Raw genomic sequence first — 16,157 nt, 5'->3', positions numbered from 1 at the left:
AACATTACCTCCTTTTTGTTGGTAAAAAAAATGATAGCTTGCTGCCCAAAGGCAACAATTGCAAATCTTGTTCTTTGAAAATATCTGCTTTCATTACTATAAACAAATAGACAATCCCGCCTATTGCTACACCACTCATCGCCTGAAAACTAGCCAAGATACGGATAGAGTGAAACAAAGGTTCCATAAAATTGGTTATATATAGATATAGTTTTAATAAGATAAACATAACAATTGCACTATATCCAATAACACAGACACTTTTTTTATCAAACAATGGCTTCTTTATTATAGACATCATCTTCATCACTAATAAAACCATAATAACAAAAAGAGTAATATTAGAGGAAATCCCCGCTCCAAGTGTCCCATATTTAGAAATTAGCAATATATTTAATCCATATTTTACAAAAATCGAACCTAAAATAACGATTGCAGGATATAAAGAATAGCCTAGTCCTTGCAATATTGCCGTGCATGTAGAAATAATTGCATTTAAAAATATGACAAAAGTCAAACTAGCAAGAACCGAAGAACCATTTGCATTTTCAAAAAGCATAATATTAGTCTCTTTTACAATGCCAAATAACCCTATTGTTGCACCTAATCCAATAAATAGTCCTATTTTTAACGATAATTTAATTTTTTCTATCAGCTCATTTTTATTATTTTTCAGCTTTTCTCCTGCAATAAAAGGAACAAGCGTCAACGCCATCGAAATAGAAAGAATCGAACCCATTTGAATTAAAGGCTGTCCTCTATCATAAATTCCCTTTAAAGATTTTGCAGCATCACTTTCTATTCCTGACAAAACAAGCTGTCCATATAGATTTAAAGAATCTGCCAACTGCATTAAAACAAGAAGCATGCTACTAATAGAAATGGTAAAACCTTCAAAAATAATTCTTTTATAAAGATTCTTATTATAACTATCCCGTACCAATCTAGGTTTATAAAGAGCAATGTTTCTTTTTTTATAATAGTAGAACAATACTAGAAGCGAGATCAAACCTCCTGTCACAGAACCAAACATGGCACCTGCTCCAACAGTATATAAAGACGTGTGATAACTCATGAAAACTGTTGCTGCAATTAAAATAGTGCTGACTCTTATTAGCTGTTCTCCCACTTGGGATACGGCAATCGGAAGCATGTCCCCCTCCCCCTGAAAGATTCCTTTTAACATTGTTGAAAAAGGAAAAAAAAGAAAAGAAAAGGAAATAACTTTTAATAATAAAGCTAACTCTTTATCCCCCATCCATTCTGCTAGCAAGTCTGAGCAAAAAAACAATAGAAAAAAGGAGAAAATACTTATACAAGACAATAGAAAAAAAGCAGATTTTATTAATGTAGCTATCCCCCCCTTATTTCCTTCCAATTTTATTTCCGTATATATTTTAGAAAGAATAACAGGAAAACCATATGTAGAAACAGCTGCTACTATTCCATAAAAAGGATATACTTGTTGGTATATATAAAAGCCTGTATCTCCTACAATATTCTGAAATGGAATGCGGTAAACTGCACTTAGCACCTTTGTAATTAGTGCCCCTATTGTAAGAATAAATGCCCCTTTAAACCAATTATTTGTATGAATATTAGGCTTCACCAAAAAAGCCCCTTCCTAATTTTTATCACTTCCCGACAAAAACCCCCGCTTCAAGGAATGCGAAGGGCGTAGCCTAATGAGTAAGTGGGAGATGAATGTCGGTAGGCATAAATCTAAATTGTTGAATAACACGAACAGTTGTACTGTAATATTTCTGTAAGTTGTTCTTTGAAAACGGAAGATATGGAGTCTGGCAGGAAAAGCGTCTGCTAGGTAAAATCTTTAACGTTCTAAACGCCCACGCATACCGAAATTGCAAAAACCAAGCTAAAGTAGGATGCGTGATGAGTCAATGTACAAGATTCTAAAAGTTTTCACCGTAGGGACTACGGGTAGAGCCTACTCCATAATTAGTGAATACACTGGTGTTCGTAGAAACCCTCCACTTCAAGCGAGTGATGGCAGTTCAACACTAGTATTATAGCATAGTTCTAAGTTTGATAAGCACAGCCACCTGCTACCTGCCTTTTAAATAATAAACATAAAAAATCCGATGAATAATTTATCTTCATCAGACTGATGCATAATAAAAACCTCTTAAATATTATGGCAAAAAGACAGCATGATAAGCAGCTGTCTTTTTGCGGAAACACTTTATCTTCTTTATGACTCCATTTGTCTAGCTAAAAAGCCAGCTGCGGTTTCCACTGCTTTCTTTTCTACTTCTCCAAGCGGATTTTCCTTTGAGAAAATAATAACTGCTCCTATTGGATCTCCATTTGCAATAATAGGCCCAATAGTATAAGATTGAATACTTTCATTATTATTCTCTACTAACGCTAATTGCTCTTGTTGATTTTTTAAAATGGAGCCTCTTTCTTCCATTGACTTTTCTACTAATTCACTTATATTCTTATTGAGGTACTCCTTCTTAGAGCCTCCAGCCATTGCGATATATGTATCTCTATCGCATATTAAAACAGAATTCCCTAAACTGTCATATAATGCCTCTGCATATTCTTTTGCAAAGTCACTTAGTTCACTAATTGGAGAATATTTTTTCAAAATAACTTCTCCATCACGATCCACAAAAATTTCTAATGGATCTCCTTCGCGAATTCTTAATGTTCTTCTGATTTCCTTTGGGATTACAACACGACCCAGATCATCGATTCGACGCACAATTCCAGTTGCTTTCATTTCATGTTGCCTCACTTTCATCAGATGATTTTAATTTGGCAAATATTTCTTTAACTAATTATGAAATGTTCGCCATATTTAAACATAGTATCTTTCATATGGAAAGTTCTATACACTTTAACAAAAATTTTTCTTTTTATTATGATTATTTCCATAAAAATAAGGATAGAGTGAATATCTTAGGTTAGTTTTTCTCTACTATATTTAGATCCTTTCTTAACTAAATTATGTTCATAAATAGACTTAAATAAGTGAAAAACTAGCAGCACTCCTTCACAAAACGAAAAGTAAAAGCTTCCGACAGACCATTAAATTCCAATTCCCTTATATTTATTTAGATACCCTTGTCTCAACTATTTAAACCTTAAAATAAATAGTATTATTCCTGCCAACCGGCTAATCAAAATACTTTTACAACAGCAAAATATACAACCGAAAAAGGAGTGTCCCAAATATACTATTTGAAACACCCCTCCCCCTTATTAACTTGTCTCTTGCGGTTCTTTTTTAAAGCTATTTAATGATTCCACCATTTCATAACAAGCCTCAAGCCATTTATCTGTTTCTATTCCTTTCACATGTAAAACGATTTTTAATTTTTTCCCTTCCATTCCAAGACCAATCATTCTTCCATATTTAGAGCTTTTCTCAAATATCTTTTGCCCATCCATTACATTGCTGCTTTTCTCTGATAAGAGTATCAGCACTTCTTCTTTATTTTGTTTGATTAATTCTACTCCAGCTTGTTTTCCATATACCTTCATTTCTGTCAGCTTAAATAAATAGGCAACTTCAGGTGGATAATCGCCGAAACGATCCACCATTTCTTCTTGAAGTTCTGCTAATTCATCTAAACATGCAACTCCTCTAAACCTTTTATACATTTCAATTTTTTGCTGGCCATTATTTATATAAAAATCAGGGATATATGCATCTATATCAAGATCTAGCTCTACTGTTTGTTTGCTTTCTTCATCAATTGTTCCTTTACGCTCTTCTATTGCCTCTTTTAACATTTGAGAATATAAGTCAAAACCAACAGAATCAATAAATCCATGCTGTTGTGAACCCAGGAGATTACCTGCTCCTCTAATGGTTAAATCTCTCATCGCAATTTTAAAGCCGGAACCTAACTCTGTAAATTCTTTAATTGCTTGTAAACGTTTCTCTGCAACCTCTGTTAATACCTTATCCTTGCGATAGGTAAAATAGGCATATGCAACACGGTTAGATCGTCCTACCCTACCTCTTAATTGGTAAAGCTGAGAAAGTCCCATCCGATCAGCATCTTGCACTATTAATGTATTAACATTAGGAATATCTACACCTGTTTCAATAATAGTGGTACTTACTAAAACATCATACTCTCCTTCAAGAAAACTAAGCATAACAGATTCTAATTCATTTTCTGTCATTTTTCCATGTGCATAAGTAACTTTTGCATCTGGGACTAGCATAGATATTTCTTCTGCTTTTCTTTCGATATCTTCTACTCTATTATATAAAAAGTATATTTGCCCATTGCGTGCAAGCTCTCTTTCAATTGCCTCACGAACTAATCCACCATTATACTCCATAACATACGTTTGAATTGGAAAACGATTTTCTGGTGGTGTTTCAATAACAGAAAGATCCCTTACTCCTAGCATAGACATATGCAGTGTTCTGGGAATTGGTGTAGCAGTTAAGGTTAAAACATCTACATTGGTTTTAAGCTGCTTAATTTTTTCCTTATGTGTTACACCAAATCGTTGTTCTTCATCAATAATCAGTAAACCTAAATCTCGATAAGAAATATCTTTTGATAGAATCCGATGTGTCCCTACAACAATATCTATCGTTCCTGCTTTCAGACCTTTCATTGTCTCCGTTTGCTGTTTTCTTGTTCTAAACCTGCTTAATAGACCAATCTCAATTGGATAATCTTGAAAACGCTCTCTAAGCGTTTCATAATGCTGTTGTGCCAAAATAGTAGTTGGTACTAATAATGCCACCTGCTTTTCATCGGCAATTGCCTTAAATGCAGCACGAATGGCTACTTCTGTTTTTCCATATCCAACATCTCCACAAAGAAGACGGTCCATTGGCCTTTCTCGTTCCATATCTTTTTTTATTTCATTAATAGATCGCAATTGGTCCTCTGTTTCCTGATAAGCAAACGAAGCTTCAAATTCCCTCTGCATTTCTCCATCTGGTGAAAATCCATATCCAACAGATGCTTCTCTTTCTGCATATAATTTAATTAAATCATCGGCAATATCTTGAACAGAAGATTCTACTTTGCGTTTTACTCTCTTCCACTCATTTCCACCTAGTTTATATATTTTAGGTTCCTTGCTTTCAGACCCAACATACTTTTGCACTAAATCAATTTGTTCAACAGGTACGTATAGTTTATCACTACCTTGATATTTTAAATGGAGATAATCTTTATGCACACCATTTATTTGCAACGTTTCTATTCCAAGGTATTTTCCTATCCCATGATTGACATGAACGACATAGTCCCCAACCTTCAATTCAGAGTAACTTTTAATTCTTTCTGCATTAGATAGCTTTTGCCTTCGTTTCGAGCTTTTTTTCGTTTTTGTTTTAAATAATTCTTCTTCTGTTAGAACAGCCATTTTTAAAATGGGCAGCTCAAATCCAGATTGAAGATTCCCTTCTATAAGCTGTATCTGTCCAGGAATAACAGATTGACCCCTGTCCTTGATAACACTATTTATTTCATAATCCCTAAGCACTTGTTCTAACTTCTCTAAACGCTCTTGATCACTCCCTATAATAAGCATAGAGTACTGATTTTTCTGCCAGCGTTCTATTTCTGTTTTAAGGACATTCATCTGTCCATGAAAACTTTGCATTGGTTTACAGGATATATTAATAATATTTTGTGGATTTGTATTTTGAACATGTCTTAAAAATAAAGATAAATAAACAATTGATTGCTTAGACTGGTGAAGCAGATAATTAACATTTTGAGATAATGTTAATTCATGAATAATCTCCCCTTCATGGAGTAAGCTTGTGTACCAGTCTGCTTCTTCTTTCTCTAAGGCATCATTCATTTCTTGAACTCTACTAATTTCATCAATGAAAATAAGTCCATCAGACGGCAAATAATCTATTAAACTTGTTTGCTTTCCATATAGAATGGACAAATATTTATATAATTGTTCTGGTTTTTGTCCTTCTTTTAATTGCTCTATTTCATGTCCGATATTTCGCGCCAGCAATGTTTTTATCGCAGGATCTTTTACTTTTTTCAGGCTTTTTGCAAGTCCTGATTCCATTTTAGCAATGAGCGATACTACCTCCTCTTCGCTAAATAGGACTTCTGTTGCAGGGCCAATATTTATTGCTGATAATTTATCCTTTGACCTTTGATCCTCTAGAGAAAATCTACGAATAGAATCTATTTCCGTATCAAATAATTCAATTCGTAATGGGTCTTCTTCTGTTAAAGGATAAATATCAATAATTCCTCCTCTAACACTAAATTCGCCTGGTGCAGAAACCATATCATTTCTTACATATCCCATTTGAACAAATTGCTTTAACTGTACTTCAAGATCCATTTCCTTTCCAACTTCTACCCTTACTTGACTATTATCCCACATCTTTAATGGGGGAAGCAGCTTTCTTAAACCAGCAACAGGAACAATCATGATTCCTTTTTTTTCTTTTGTCCAGTGGTTTAAAACTTCAATTCGCTGGGCTTTAAGTTCAGGACTTGCAATACTTATTTCTGCTGCTATCAATTCATTGGCAGGATATAAGAATACTTCTTTCTCATCAATTATATTTGTAATATCATCATAAAGTTTCTGAGCTTGAAGCAAGTTATGTGTAACAATCAATAAAGGCCTTTTCGTTCTCTCATATACCGATGTCAAAAACAATGTTCTTGCTGATCCTGACAGCCCTGATACTAATTGCTCATGTAACCCCACTTCAAAACCAGAAATGAGATTTTGAATATCTTCTTGTTGGTTAAATTCTTGTTTTAGCCCTAACAATGGATTTTTCCCTCCTTACTGAAAACTTCAGCATTAAGATAACCATAACGGAAGAGGAACATAAAAATCATGCTCCCCCAATCTATAGTTTTTATCCTTTTTTATGCAATGGCAGCACATAAGTAATCATTTTCACTTTTGCCTTTCCTTATTTAATTAAGCATTATCTCCATATCTATAAGTGTCCACATATCATAAAAAAGAATTAGCTCTAGGTTTATATTTTTTTGCTAAAAGGTATAAATAAAAGTGCTAGTGAGTTTATATACGATAAACATATCTAATATTCCTGCATGAAACGCCATTGATATATCAATTCCATCATTTTTTATCCGACGCTACTAAACAAACTTTATTTAATAAAATGGAAAAACGAGGGTTCCCCAAACACATTCACCCCCTCTACTAGTAGAGGGGATATGAACAATTTTTTGGGGTTACCCTCTAGTTTTTTGTTCCAATCCGGAAAACATTAATAAATAGCGGCATAATTTTTAATGAATTAAGTAATTATTTTCATAGAAATTAGGATTTTTTGTTAATGATTCATAGCAATCTTCACAAATGGACTTTATATGTACATGTCCATCTTCACTATAATTAACCATTTCTACTCGATCTTCATCTGTCAACAAATGAATTCCTAATCTACTAATATCTACAGACTCTGTTTCAAGTGTTCCCATATTAACGCTACAATGTCTGCAGTGATAATGAATAGCCATGCTCGAGCCTCCTTGCCAATCGTAATGACTTTAATTGCTAGTATTTACAAATGACAAGTTATCTATACCTTTAACTGGATTAAGAAACCATTTAATCAGTTGAGAGCATATGATTAATAAGTTTACTTTTTAACTATTCTATTATATGACAAAATAAAAAAATAATGCTTAATTTCCCTATTTTTTATTACTATCTCGCTTTACTAATTCAATAATCCCCTCACTGATTGAAGTTTTACTTTATTGAATATTATATTTATTCATCACTTGCAAAAATGGTTCCTTCATCCATTGCCCACAAGCTTCTGAACTTTTTTTGATAACAGCTTCTAAATCAGCCTGTTCTTCTTGGGTGAATTTTCCTAAAACATAATCTGTAACTTTCATACCATTTTTCGGTCGGTCAATGCCAATGCGAATACGGTTAAATTTTTCTGTTCCTAGATGAGCAATAGTTGATTTAATGCCATTATGTCCACCAGAACTTCCCTTTTGCCGTAATCTTATTTTTCCAACAGGTAAATCTAAATCATCATAGATAATTATAATATCTTCCAATTCTACATCATAATAATCCACAATCGGACGAATCGATTCACCTGAAAGATTCATATATGTAAGAGGCTTTAATAGTATAACCTTCTCCCCTTCTATTGTACCCATTCCAAAAATGCCTTTAAACTTTGCTTTATCTAAAGAAATACCATAATCTTGTGCAATACGGTCAATAATGTCAAAACCAATATTATGTCTTGTACTTTCATATGGTTTTCCAGGATTTCCTAAACCAACAATTAATTTCATATAAAATCTCCCTTTGTAAAAAATAAACTCTCATATAGAAAAAGAGGGTTTATCCTTTTAAGAACTTTCTTAAAGGACAAATCCTCCCATTCCTGCATGTATCAAGCGTAATAGAGACAAATTTCCATCTATCACTTCATTAAATCAACTAGTACAAAGGGTAAAAACTGTTAATAGCTTAACTATTTCGTTATTCTATTTCCTCTTTCACAGTTTCTCTGCCTTCTAAATTATCAGGCACGCCACCTTCTTGCTGTTCCCCTGTACTAATTTCTTCTTCTTGTCTAGGAGCTAGAATAGAAGCAATTACTTCTTCTTTTTCATGGTTAATGTCTACTCCATTATAACCTTTTATATCTGCAATCGTAAGTGTATCTCCAACTTGTAATTCATCAACTGCAATTTCAATTGCAGCTGGGATATCATTCGGTTTTGCTGTTACTTCTACTTCATGTAATGCTTGCTGCAGAACGCCGCCATCCTTTACTCCTTGAGCATCTCCTATTAAAGAAACTTTTACCGTAGCTGTAATAGCCTGGGATAAGTCAACTGCAAGGAAATCAACATGGAGAATTTTCCGCTTAATCGGATCTGAATCATAGTGATTTAGGACAACATTATGTTTTTTTCCATCTACATCGAGCTCGATTACACCATTGCGTCCAACCGTTTTCATTACTTTTAAAAAATCTGCCTCATCTAAGTATATGGAAGTGTTAGTTGTTTTTGTCCCATAAACCACTCCTGGAATACCTCCATTTTGGCGTAAACCTGTTAGTGTAGAATGTTTAAATTCCGTACGTTCCTTTGCTTGCAATAAAGTACTCATTTAATTAATCACCTTCCATTATTTTTTCAAGAAACACTCTAATTAAAAAATGCCCTAAATAAGGAAGATTTAAACATAGCCGTTTCATCTAATATAAAAATTTTCATTTACAGATAAGGAATAAGAAGGAGAAAAGATTTTTTTTGCTCTTTAGGCATCTAGGCTATAAATGCCTGCAATACTGAAAATAGCGTCCTTAAATTTGTTTAACTAATAGATATAGTAAAAAGGCAGCCTTCTATTAAAAGGGACTGCCTTCATTTTTTCAATCAAATAAAAGACTAACGGATTGGTCTGAATGAACTCGAATAATAGCTTCACCTAAAAGATCTGCTACAGATAATTGAATAACATTATCTGATAATTTTTCTTCAGCAAGTTCAATGGAATTGGTTACAACAAGTTCTTTTATTTTTGAATTTTTAATTCTCTCCATCGCCGGACCAGATAAAACAGGATGTGTACAGCAAGCATATACTTCTTTTGCCCCATTTTCAGCAAGAGCGTTAGCGCCAAGTGTAATAGTTCCAGCAGTATCAATAATATCATCAATAAGTATAGCTATTTTTCCTTCAATATTGCCTACGATGTTCATTACTTCAGCCACATTTGGTTTAGGACGTCGCTTATCAATAATTGCAATCGGTGCTTTTAAGCGCTCAGCAAGTTTACGAGCTCTTGTTACACCACCATGATCTGGAGAAACGATAACAATATCTCCATCAAATTCACGTTTACTGAAATACTCCCCTAGAATCGGAACACCCATAAGATGATCAATAGGAATATCAAAAAATCCTTGAATTTGCGGAGCATGTAAATCCAATGTAATAACACGTGTTGCACCAGCTGTTTCTAAAAGGTTTGCTACTAATTTAGCAGTGATAGGTTCACGAGCTCTCGCTTTTCTATCTTGTCTTGCATATCCATAATAAGGAATAACTAAGTTAATTGTTTTTGCAGAAGCACGTTTTAAGGCATCAATCATAATCAACAGTTCCATAATATGTTCATTTACTGGAGCACTTGTAGATTGAATAATGTATACATCACATCCACGGATACTTTCTTCAATATTGATTTGAATTTCTCCATCACTAAATCTTGTAACCGAACATTTCCCTAATTCTACTCCGATAGATTTAGCGATTTCCATAGCTAAATCAGGGTTTGAATTTAAGCTAAACAACTTCAAATTTGGATCTAAATTCTTAACTGACATCCTGAACCTCCATTGGCTTTTTCCTAACTAATAGGTTGTTCCTTTTTGTTAAGGAATAAGAAAACTTTTAGCTCTTATTCCATTTACCACTAGTTTTTATCTTGTTGTAATTTTTCTACATAATTTTCCTTGTTCACTTGACGGGCACGAGCAATAGAAAGTGCATTGCCTGGCACATCTTCCGTAATAGTCGAACCAGCAGCTACATATGCTCCTTCACCAATCGTAACTGGTGCAATTAAATTAGAGTTGCATCCAACAAATGCTCCATCCCCAATTTTTGTCAAAAATTTATTTTTGCCATCATAATTAACGGTTATTGTACCGCATCCAATATTTACATCACTGCCAACCTCAGCATCTCCAATATAACTTAAATGAGATGCCTTACTACCTTTGCCGAAGCTTACTTTTTTAATTTCGACAAAATTCCCAATTTTGACTTCATCATCTATATTCGATTGTGGTCGAATATGTGCGAATGGTCCTATATTTACTTCGGAACCAATTTTGCTATCATGTGCAATAGATTGTTTAATAACTGTATTTTTGCCAACAACACAGTTTTTTATTTCAGTATGTGGTCCAATTACACAATCTGAATCAATCACTGTATCTCCAGACAAAATAGACCCTGGCATAATTACTGTATCTTCTTTAATCCTAACAGATGCCTCTATATACGTATTTTCAGGGTCAATAATGCTAACGCCATTTTGCATATGGAATTTGTTTATTCTTTTTTTCATAAGTGCTTCTGCTTCTGCTAACGCCACACGATCATTTACTCCTAATGTCTCTTCGAAATCTTCAGTCTGAAAAGCAGCAACGATATCGTTTTGCTTTTTCAAGATTTCTATTACATCCGGCAAATAATATTCGCCTTGCGCATTTTCATTAGATACTTGATTTAGAGCATGGAACAATGCCATATTATCAAAACAATATGTTCCTGTATTGATTTCTGTAATTAATCTCTCTTCATCTGTTGCATCTTTATGCTCAACTATCTTTTCCACTTGTCCATGACTATTACGTACAATACGCCCATACCCACTTGGATTTTGAGTTACTGCTGTGAGAATAGTAGCTTTAGCAGATGTCTCATCATGGTGTTTAAACAGTGCCTCAAGCGTTTCTGACTTAATAAGCGGGGTATCTCCACAGACTACTAAGGTAACCCCCTCTTTATTATCAAGAAGGTCTTTTGCTTGTATTACTGCATGTGCTGTCCCTAACTGCTCTGCTTGGTTAACATACTTTACCTTATTGCCTAGCTGTGCTTTAACCTGTTCAGAACCATGCCCTATTACTGCCACAACATCCTTTATTTGAAGATTTAAAACTTGGTCAACAACATGCTGCACCATTGCTTTTCCACATACAGGATGAAGCACTTTATATAATTTTGACTTCATTCTAGTTCCTTGTCCTGCAGCTAAAATGACTGCGTAACGAGTTAACATTCACAGGCCTCCAATATAAACCTTTTTATCCATTAAAAATATTATCTTAAATACTGTCTGATTTCAAGAAAGGATTCAGCTATTTCATGATTTCTCTCCACATATAAAAATATTTATGCAGATCTACATTATTTTATTTTTGCTGGACATCTATAATTGCAGTAAATTTTCCTTATTTCCTCTTCTTATTAGAAAAAACTTTTACTATATATGTAACTTTAATGCATTTAACAGAAAGAATAAAACCATTTATAAAACAATAATACTATCATACTAGAAGAAAGAAAGGTTTACCTTAGAAAATAAAGGGAATTAAGAAACAAAAAAGAAGCATTGATATGGAGGACGTATTCATAAATCTAATGGCTGCACTTAAAAAAACATAATTTAGACTAAAAAAAGAGCCTTACTCATAGGAGGTAGGCTCTAGTTGCTTATTATTTAGGAAGCACCAGCTTCTTCAAATTCAACTTCTAATTCACCTAAACGGTGGTATTCCGCTAAAACAGCTTCTTGGATTTTACCTCTTGTACCAGAATTAATTGGATGTGCAATATCTCTAAACTCTCCATCTGGTGTTCGTTTACTAGGCATTGCAACAAATAATCCGTTATTTCCATCAATTACCCTGATATCATGAACAACAAATTCATTATCTAGAGTAATAGAGGCGATAGCTCTCATTCGTCCATCCGTATTAACCCGGCGCAACCTTACGTCAGTTACTTCCATTCTGTTCACCACCTTTACTAGAAGATAAAATCTAGTTTATTAAATTCAACAGAACTTTCATAACTCCTGCTTAATTATTAAAATTTTTTAGAATATTTAGGATAAATCGATGGAATTTGCTAAAAAATAGCATAAAACCCTTACATTTTGCAATAATTTCAAACTATTACCCTATTAAATATAAAGGTAATATTAAAAAATTCCATTCATTTGTAATTCCCTTAATTCTTTCTTCAATCAGTGATCACCTATTATTCTTATCCACCTAGATAATATAAAAAACGCCCATTCTTTACTTTCCTGTAAAAAATAAGCGTATCCTTTTATCTACTTTATTTGCAAAGTGCAATTACTTCAATTTCAAGCAGCACATCTTTTGGCAATCTTGCTACTTCTACACAAGAACGTGCAGGCTTATGCGTTTGAAAATATTCGCCGTATACTTCATTTATAGCAGAAAAATCTTCCATATTTTTAATAAAAACTGTTGCCTTTACTACCGTTTCAAATGAAGCATTAGCTGCCTCTAAAACGGCATGTAAGTTTTTAAATACTTGATGTGCTTGTGCTTGAACATCACCTTCTACCAAAGCACCTTCAGATGTCAATGGAATCTGCCCTGAACTGTAAAACATATTATTGACAATAATCCCTTGAGAATATGGTCCAATTGCTTGTGGTGCAGCATTTGTCTGAACAACTTTCATTCCTAACTCCCCCTATATTATTTATTGTTGATCAAAGTAATTTCCCATCTCTACGGAAATTCTTTTTTCTTTTACATCTACACCAGATAATTTTACCAGTGATAAATAGTCATCTACAAGTCTTTCTTCTGCTTCTTCTGCTTCCACTAAAACAGCAATGCCTGCAACATATGCATTAAATTCTTCCAATAGACTAATCATACCATTTACCGTGCCGCCAGCTTTCATAAAGTCATCCACAATTAATACCCTTGATCCTTCTTCTAAACTTCTTTTAGAAAGCAGCATAGTTTGAATCCTTTTTGTGGAACCTGAAACATAATTAATACTTACAGTAGACCCTTCCGTAACCTTGCTGTCTCTTCTAACCATAACAACAGGTACATTTAAATAATTGGCAACAGCATAAGCCAATGGTATTCCTTTTGTAGCAACAGTCATTACTACATCAATATTTGTATCTGCAAAAGCAGACGCGAACAATTTACCTACTTTTTGAACAAGAGCTGTATCACCCAATATATCTGTCATATATAGATAGCCGCCTGGTAAAAGTCTGTCAGGTTTCATAATCAGCTCACAAAGTTCCTCTATAAAAGGCTTTGCATCTTGCTCATTCACCTTAACCTGATATTTAACTCCTCCGGCTGCTCCCGGCAGTGTTTGAAGAATTCCTATTCCTCTTTGCTCAAATGTCTCCTTAATAATAGTCAAATCCTCACTAATAGAAGATTTAGCGGAACCATACTTTTCAGCAAAATAGGATAATGAAACTAACTGCCTTGGATGCTCTAATAAGTAATTCGTCATGTCTATTAAACGCTCACTACGACGAAACTTCATACTAAGGACCCCCAAAAACCGAATATTTTAACGTTAATATACCATAAATATACGGATTTAATCAAGACTATGACGATTTCCGATTATTCTCACTGCAAATACTTGATCGCAAAAGCCTCGTAAACCATTATAAACACGATGCATTCTAGAATCATGGTGCATTAAACCAAATACTGTCGGACCACTTCCGCTCATTAATACAGCATCTGCTCCAAATTTGCTCATTTGGTCTTTAATTTGGGCAACTTCCTCATAAAGATTTAGGGTAACATCTTCTAATACATTTCCCACATTTTCGCACATTTGATCATAATCCCCATGAAAAATAGAATCAATCATCGATTTTGTATTTGGATGATTAATTTTCGAAACATCAAGCCTTTTATAAATATCTGCAGTAGATACCCCTATAAATGGTTTAGCTAATACAACCCAGCAGATAGGCGGTGCTGGCAATTCTTTAATCATTTCTCCTCTGCCAGTCGCTAAAGCTGTACCACCATATACACAAAAAGATACATCTGAGCCAATTTCAGCCCCAATTTCGGCTAATTGATCAAGGTTCAACCCTAAATCCCATAGCTTATTTAATCCCCTTAGTACGGCTGCTGCATCACTGCTTCCACCAGCTAAACCTGCTGCCACTGGAATATTTTTCTCAATTTTTATCGAAACACCCTTTTGTACATGAAATTTATCTTTTAATAGCTTTGCCGCTTGATAAGCAAGATTTCTTTGATCATCTGGAACAAATCTATTAAGTGAAATAATTTTTATTATGTCATTCTCTTCTAATGAAAGCTCTATTCTATCTGCTAAGTCAATCGTTGTCATGATCATCTCAACTTCGTGATAACCATCTGGCCTTTTATTGAGTACATCTAATGATAAATTGATTTTAGCTGGTGCCTTTACCAAAAGCTTCAATATTTCCACCTACTTAATTTTCTTTATCTCCACAGTTTTTGTCCTAATTTATCATCCTGGAAGAAAAGGAAGAATTCCTTCTAAAAACGCAAGCCTATTGAACTTTTAGAAAGAGTTTTTGCTTTTCTTGTATGTTTATTAATTCCTCAAGTGATGATTCTTCTTATTTCATACACGGTTAACCATGTATTATTTTGTAATAGAATAAAAAGGGACATAACTACACTTATATGGATATAGTGATTTTACCATAAAACATGTAATTGCTTGCATCAGTATCCATGTTTTTTATGTATTATTCTACCCTATTATTATGATTTTAAAAAAGGGAGGATTTAAATAGAGTTTATTTTGAATAAAACAAAAATAAGGCTCCACATTTTTATTTGTAAAAGAGAAATTCTCTTACTACAAACTAAAATGTGAAGCCGCAATACCATGGTTGAATCCATTATGATAAAACTCGTGTAAACAAGATGAACGAATAAGATCCCAAAAACACTATTGTTTTTGATTTAGAAGATTTTGCTCCGCGATTTCTATTGCTCTTTTGACCATGTTTCCTGCATCTCTCGCTCGAATGCCGCCCCATCCGTCTTTTTGAACAATATCATAAAAACCTAACTCTTTGGCCAATTCTTCTTTCAATCCCTCAGACATAACACCTTTTCGTCTACCCACAGCAAATCTCTCCTTTCATCATCCATGGTAGTTATAGTATGCAGCTTCAGATTATTTTGATGTATTTTATTTCTTGCCAGTTTTTTTCTATTTTTTCTCAAATGAAAAAGCAGTAAACATGAATGTTCACTGCAATACAGAAACACTATATATTAGCTTAAAGCAACTTGTCCTGATGTATCTTCATAGAAAGTAATTTGAACCGTTTCTGTTAAAACATCCGCATAGCTGTATGATACACGTTCAAACGCATTTTCATCTTGGTCTAACTCAACCACAAAAACAGAAGGATAAGTTTCTGCTAAGACTCCTGAACGTTCAATTGTTTTACGACGTCCACCATTTGCCTTCAACATAAGTCTTTTTCCTAAATTTGAATCAAGAGCTCGTTTTATATCTGATAATGTTTTCGCCATTCGGTCCACCTCACTGTGTAAAGTATATCACACTGAC

At 33.9% G+C, this 16,157-nt stretch carries 14 protein-coding genes; all 14 read right to left on the bottom strand.

The window, feature by feature from the left end; genetic code table 11:
* Positions 1 to 4: 4 nt before the first annotated feature.
* The 14 genes from CWS01_RS17040 to veg all read right to left on the bottom strand — a co-directional run bounded on the left by CWS01_RS17040 (position 5) and on the right by veg (position 16,120).
* On the bottom strand, positions 5 to 1,609 hold the full coding sequence (locus CWS01_RS17040; RefSeq protein ID WP_101178402.1) for a putative polysaccharide biosynthesis protein: 1,605 nt from the start codon (positions 1,607 to 1,609) through the stop codon (positions 5 to 7).
* Positions 1,610 to 2,212: 603 nt separating this feature from the next.
* Positions 2,213 to 2,749 carry a stage V sporulation protein T gene (gene spoVT / locus CWS01_RS17035; protein WP_101178377.1) on the bottom strand — a complete coding sequence of 179 codons (537 nt, stop codon included), beginning with the start codon at positions 2,747 to 2,749 and terminating at the stop codon, positions 2,213 to 2,215.
* A 482-nt stretch (positions 2,750 to 3,231) separates the two neighbouring features.
* Positions 3,232 to 6,768: a transcription-repair coupling factor gene (gene mfd, locus CWS01_RS17030; protein ID WP_101178376.1), complete on the bottom strand. Its 3,537-nt coding sequence runs from the start codon at positions 6,766 to 6,768 to the stop codon at positions 3,232 to 3,234.
* Positions 6,769 to 7,262: 494 nt separating this feature from the next.
* Positions 7,263 to 7,493 (bottom strand): anti-sigma-F factor Fin family protein, encoded by a 231-nt coding sequence (locus CWS01_RS17025; RefSeq protein ID WP_101178375.1) that lies wholly within the window; start codon positions 7,491 to 7,493, stop codon positions 7,263 to 7,265.
* A gap of 240 nt (positions 7,494 to 7,733) precedes the next feature.
* Positions 7,734 to 8,297: an aminoacyl-tRNA hydrolase gene (pth, locus tag CWS01_RS17020; RefSeq protein WP_101178374.1), complete on the bottom strand. Its 564-nt coding sequence runs from the start codon at positions 8,295 to 8,297 to the stop codon at positions 7,734 to 7,736.
* A 190-nt stretch (positions 8,298 to 8,487) separates the two neighbouring features.
* Positions 8,488 to 9,126, bottom strand: coding sequence for a 50S ribosomal protein L25/general stress protein Ctc (locus CWS01_RS17015; protein ID WP_101178373.1), 639 nt, complete (start codon positions 9,124 to 9,126; stop codon positions 8,488 to 8,490).
* A gap of 265 nt (positions 9,127 to 9,391) precedes the next feature.
* Positions 9,392 to 10,348 (bottom strand): ribose-phosphate diphosphokinase, encoded by a 957-nt coding sequence (locus CWS01_RS17010; RefSeq protein ID WP_101178372.1) that lies wholly within the window; start codon positions 10,346 to 10,348, stop codon positions 9,392 to 9,394.
* An 89-nt stretch (positions 10,349 to 10,437) separates the two neighbouring features.
* The gene (gene glmU, locus CWS01_RS17005) at positions 10,438 to 11,814 is read right to left on the bottom strand and encodes a bifunctional UDP-N-acetylglucosamine diphosphorylase/glucosamine-1-phosphate N-acetyltransferase GlmU (protein ID WP_101178371.1); all 1,377 of its coding nucleotides are present in this window, start codon (positions 11,812 to 11,814) and stop codon (positions 10,438 to 10,440) included.
* Between the two features lie 441 nt (positions 11,815 to 12,255).
* Positions 12,256 to 12,546 (bottom strand): septation regulator SpoVG, encoded by a 291-nt coding sequence (gene spoVG, locus CWS01_RS17000; RefSeq protein WP_003347151.1) that lies wholly within the window; start codon positions 12,544 to 12,546, stop codon positions 12,256 to 12,258.
* Between the two features lie 332 nt (positions 12,547 to 12,878).
* A complete protein-coding gene (locus CWS01_RS16995; protein WP_101178370.1) occupies positions 12,879 to 13,253 on the bottom strand; it encodes a RidA family protein in 375 nt (124 codons plus the stop codon).
* A gap of 21 nt (positions 13,254 to 13,274) precedes the next feature.
* Complete coding sequence (gene purR / locus CWS01_RS16990) at positions 13,275 to 14,096, bottom strand: pur operon repressor (RefSeq protein WP_101178369.1); 822 nt, start codon at positions 14,094 to 14,096, stop codon at positions 13,275 to 13,277.
* Positions 14,097 to 14,153: 57 nt separating this feature from the next.
* Positions 14,154 to 15,023, bottom strand: coding sequence for a 4-(cytidine 5'-diphospho)-2-C-methyl-D-erythritol kinase (ispE, locus tag CWS01_RS16985; RefSeq protein ID WP_101178368.1), 870 nt, complete (start codon positions 15,021 to 15,023; stop codon positions 14,154 to 14,156).
* 501 nt (positions 15,024 to 15,524) lie between these two features.
* Complete coding sequence (locus CWS01_RS16980; RefSeq protein WP_101178367.1) at positions 15,525 to 15,704, bottom strand: small, acid-soluble spore protein, alpha/beta type; 180 nt, start codon at positions 15,702 to 15,704, stop codon at positions 15,525 to 15,527.
* A 152-nt stretch (positions 15,705 to 15,856) separates the two neighbouring features.
* A complete protein-coding gene (gene veg / locus CWS01_RS16975) occupies positions 15,857 to 16,120 on the bottom strand; it encodes a biofilm formation stimulator Veg (protein ID WP_101178366.1) in 264 nt (87 codons plus the stop codon).
* Positions 16,121 to 16,157 lie beyond the last annotated feature (37 nt).

Source organism: Niallia nealsonii, assembly GCF_002835805.1.
Taxonomy (GTDB): Bacteria; Bacillota; Bacilli; order Bacillales; family Cytobacillaceae; genus Niallia; species Niallia nealsonii.
The sequence above is the reverse complement of the archived record's forward strand: the minus strand, read 5'-3'. Positions and strand labels throughout refer to the sequence as shown.

Excerpts from the sequence above, each read along its gene's own strand:
- spoVT (WP_101178377.1), bottom strand. The coding sequence starts at position 2,749 with ATGAAAGCAACTGGAATTGTGCGTCGAATCGATGATCTGGGTCGTGTT.
- CWS01_RS17025 (WP_101178375.1), bottom strand. The coding sequence starts at position 7,493 with ATGGCTATTCATTATCACTGCAGACATTGTAGCGTTAATATGGGAACA.
- pth (WP_101178374.1), bottom strand. The coding sequence starts at position 8,297 with ATGAAATTAATTGTTGGTTTAGGAAATCCTGGAAAACCATATGAAAGT.
- CWS01_RS17015 (WP_101178373.1), bottom strand. The coding sequence starts at position 9,126 with ATGAGTACTTTATTGCAAGCAAAGGAACGTACGGAATTTAAACATTCT.
- CWS01_RS17010 (WP_101178372.1), bottom strand. The coding sequence starts at position 10,348 with ATGTCAGTTAAGAATTTAGATCCAAATTTGAAGTTGTTTAGCTTAAAT.
- glmU (WP_101178371.1), bottom strand. The coding sequence starts at position 11,814 with ATGTTAACTCGTTACGCAGTCATTTTAGCTGCAGGACAAGGAACTAGA.
- spoVG (WP_003347151.1), bottom strand. The coding sequence starts at position 12,546 with ATGGAAGTAACTGACGTAAGGTTGCGCCGGGTTAATACGGATGGACGA.
- CWS01_RS16995 (WP_101178370.1), bottom strand. The coding sequence starts at position 13,253 with ATGAAAGTTGTTCAGACAAATGCTGCACCACAAGCAATTGGACCATAT.
- purR (WP_101178369.1), bottom strand. The coding sequence starts at position 14,096 with ATGAAGTTTCGTCGTAGTGAGCGTTTAATAGACATGACGAATTACTTA.
- veg (WP_101178366.1), bottom strand. The coding sequence starts at position 16,120 with ATGGCGAAAACATTATCAGATATAAAACGAGCTCTTGATTCAAATTTA.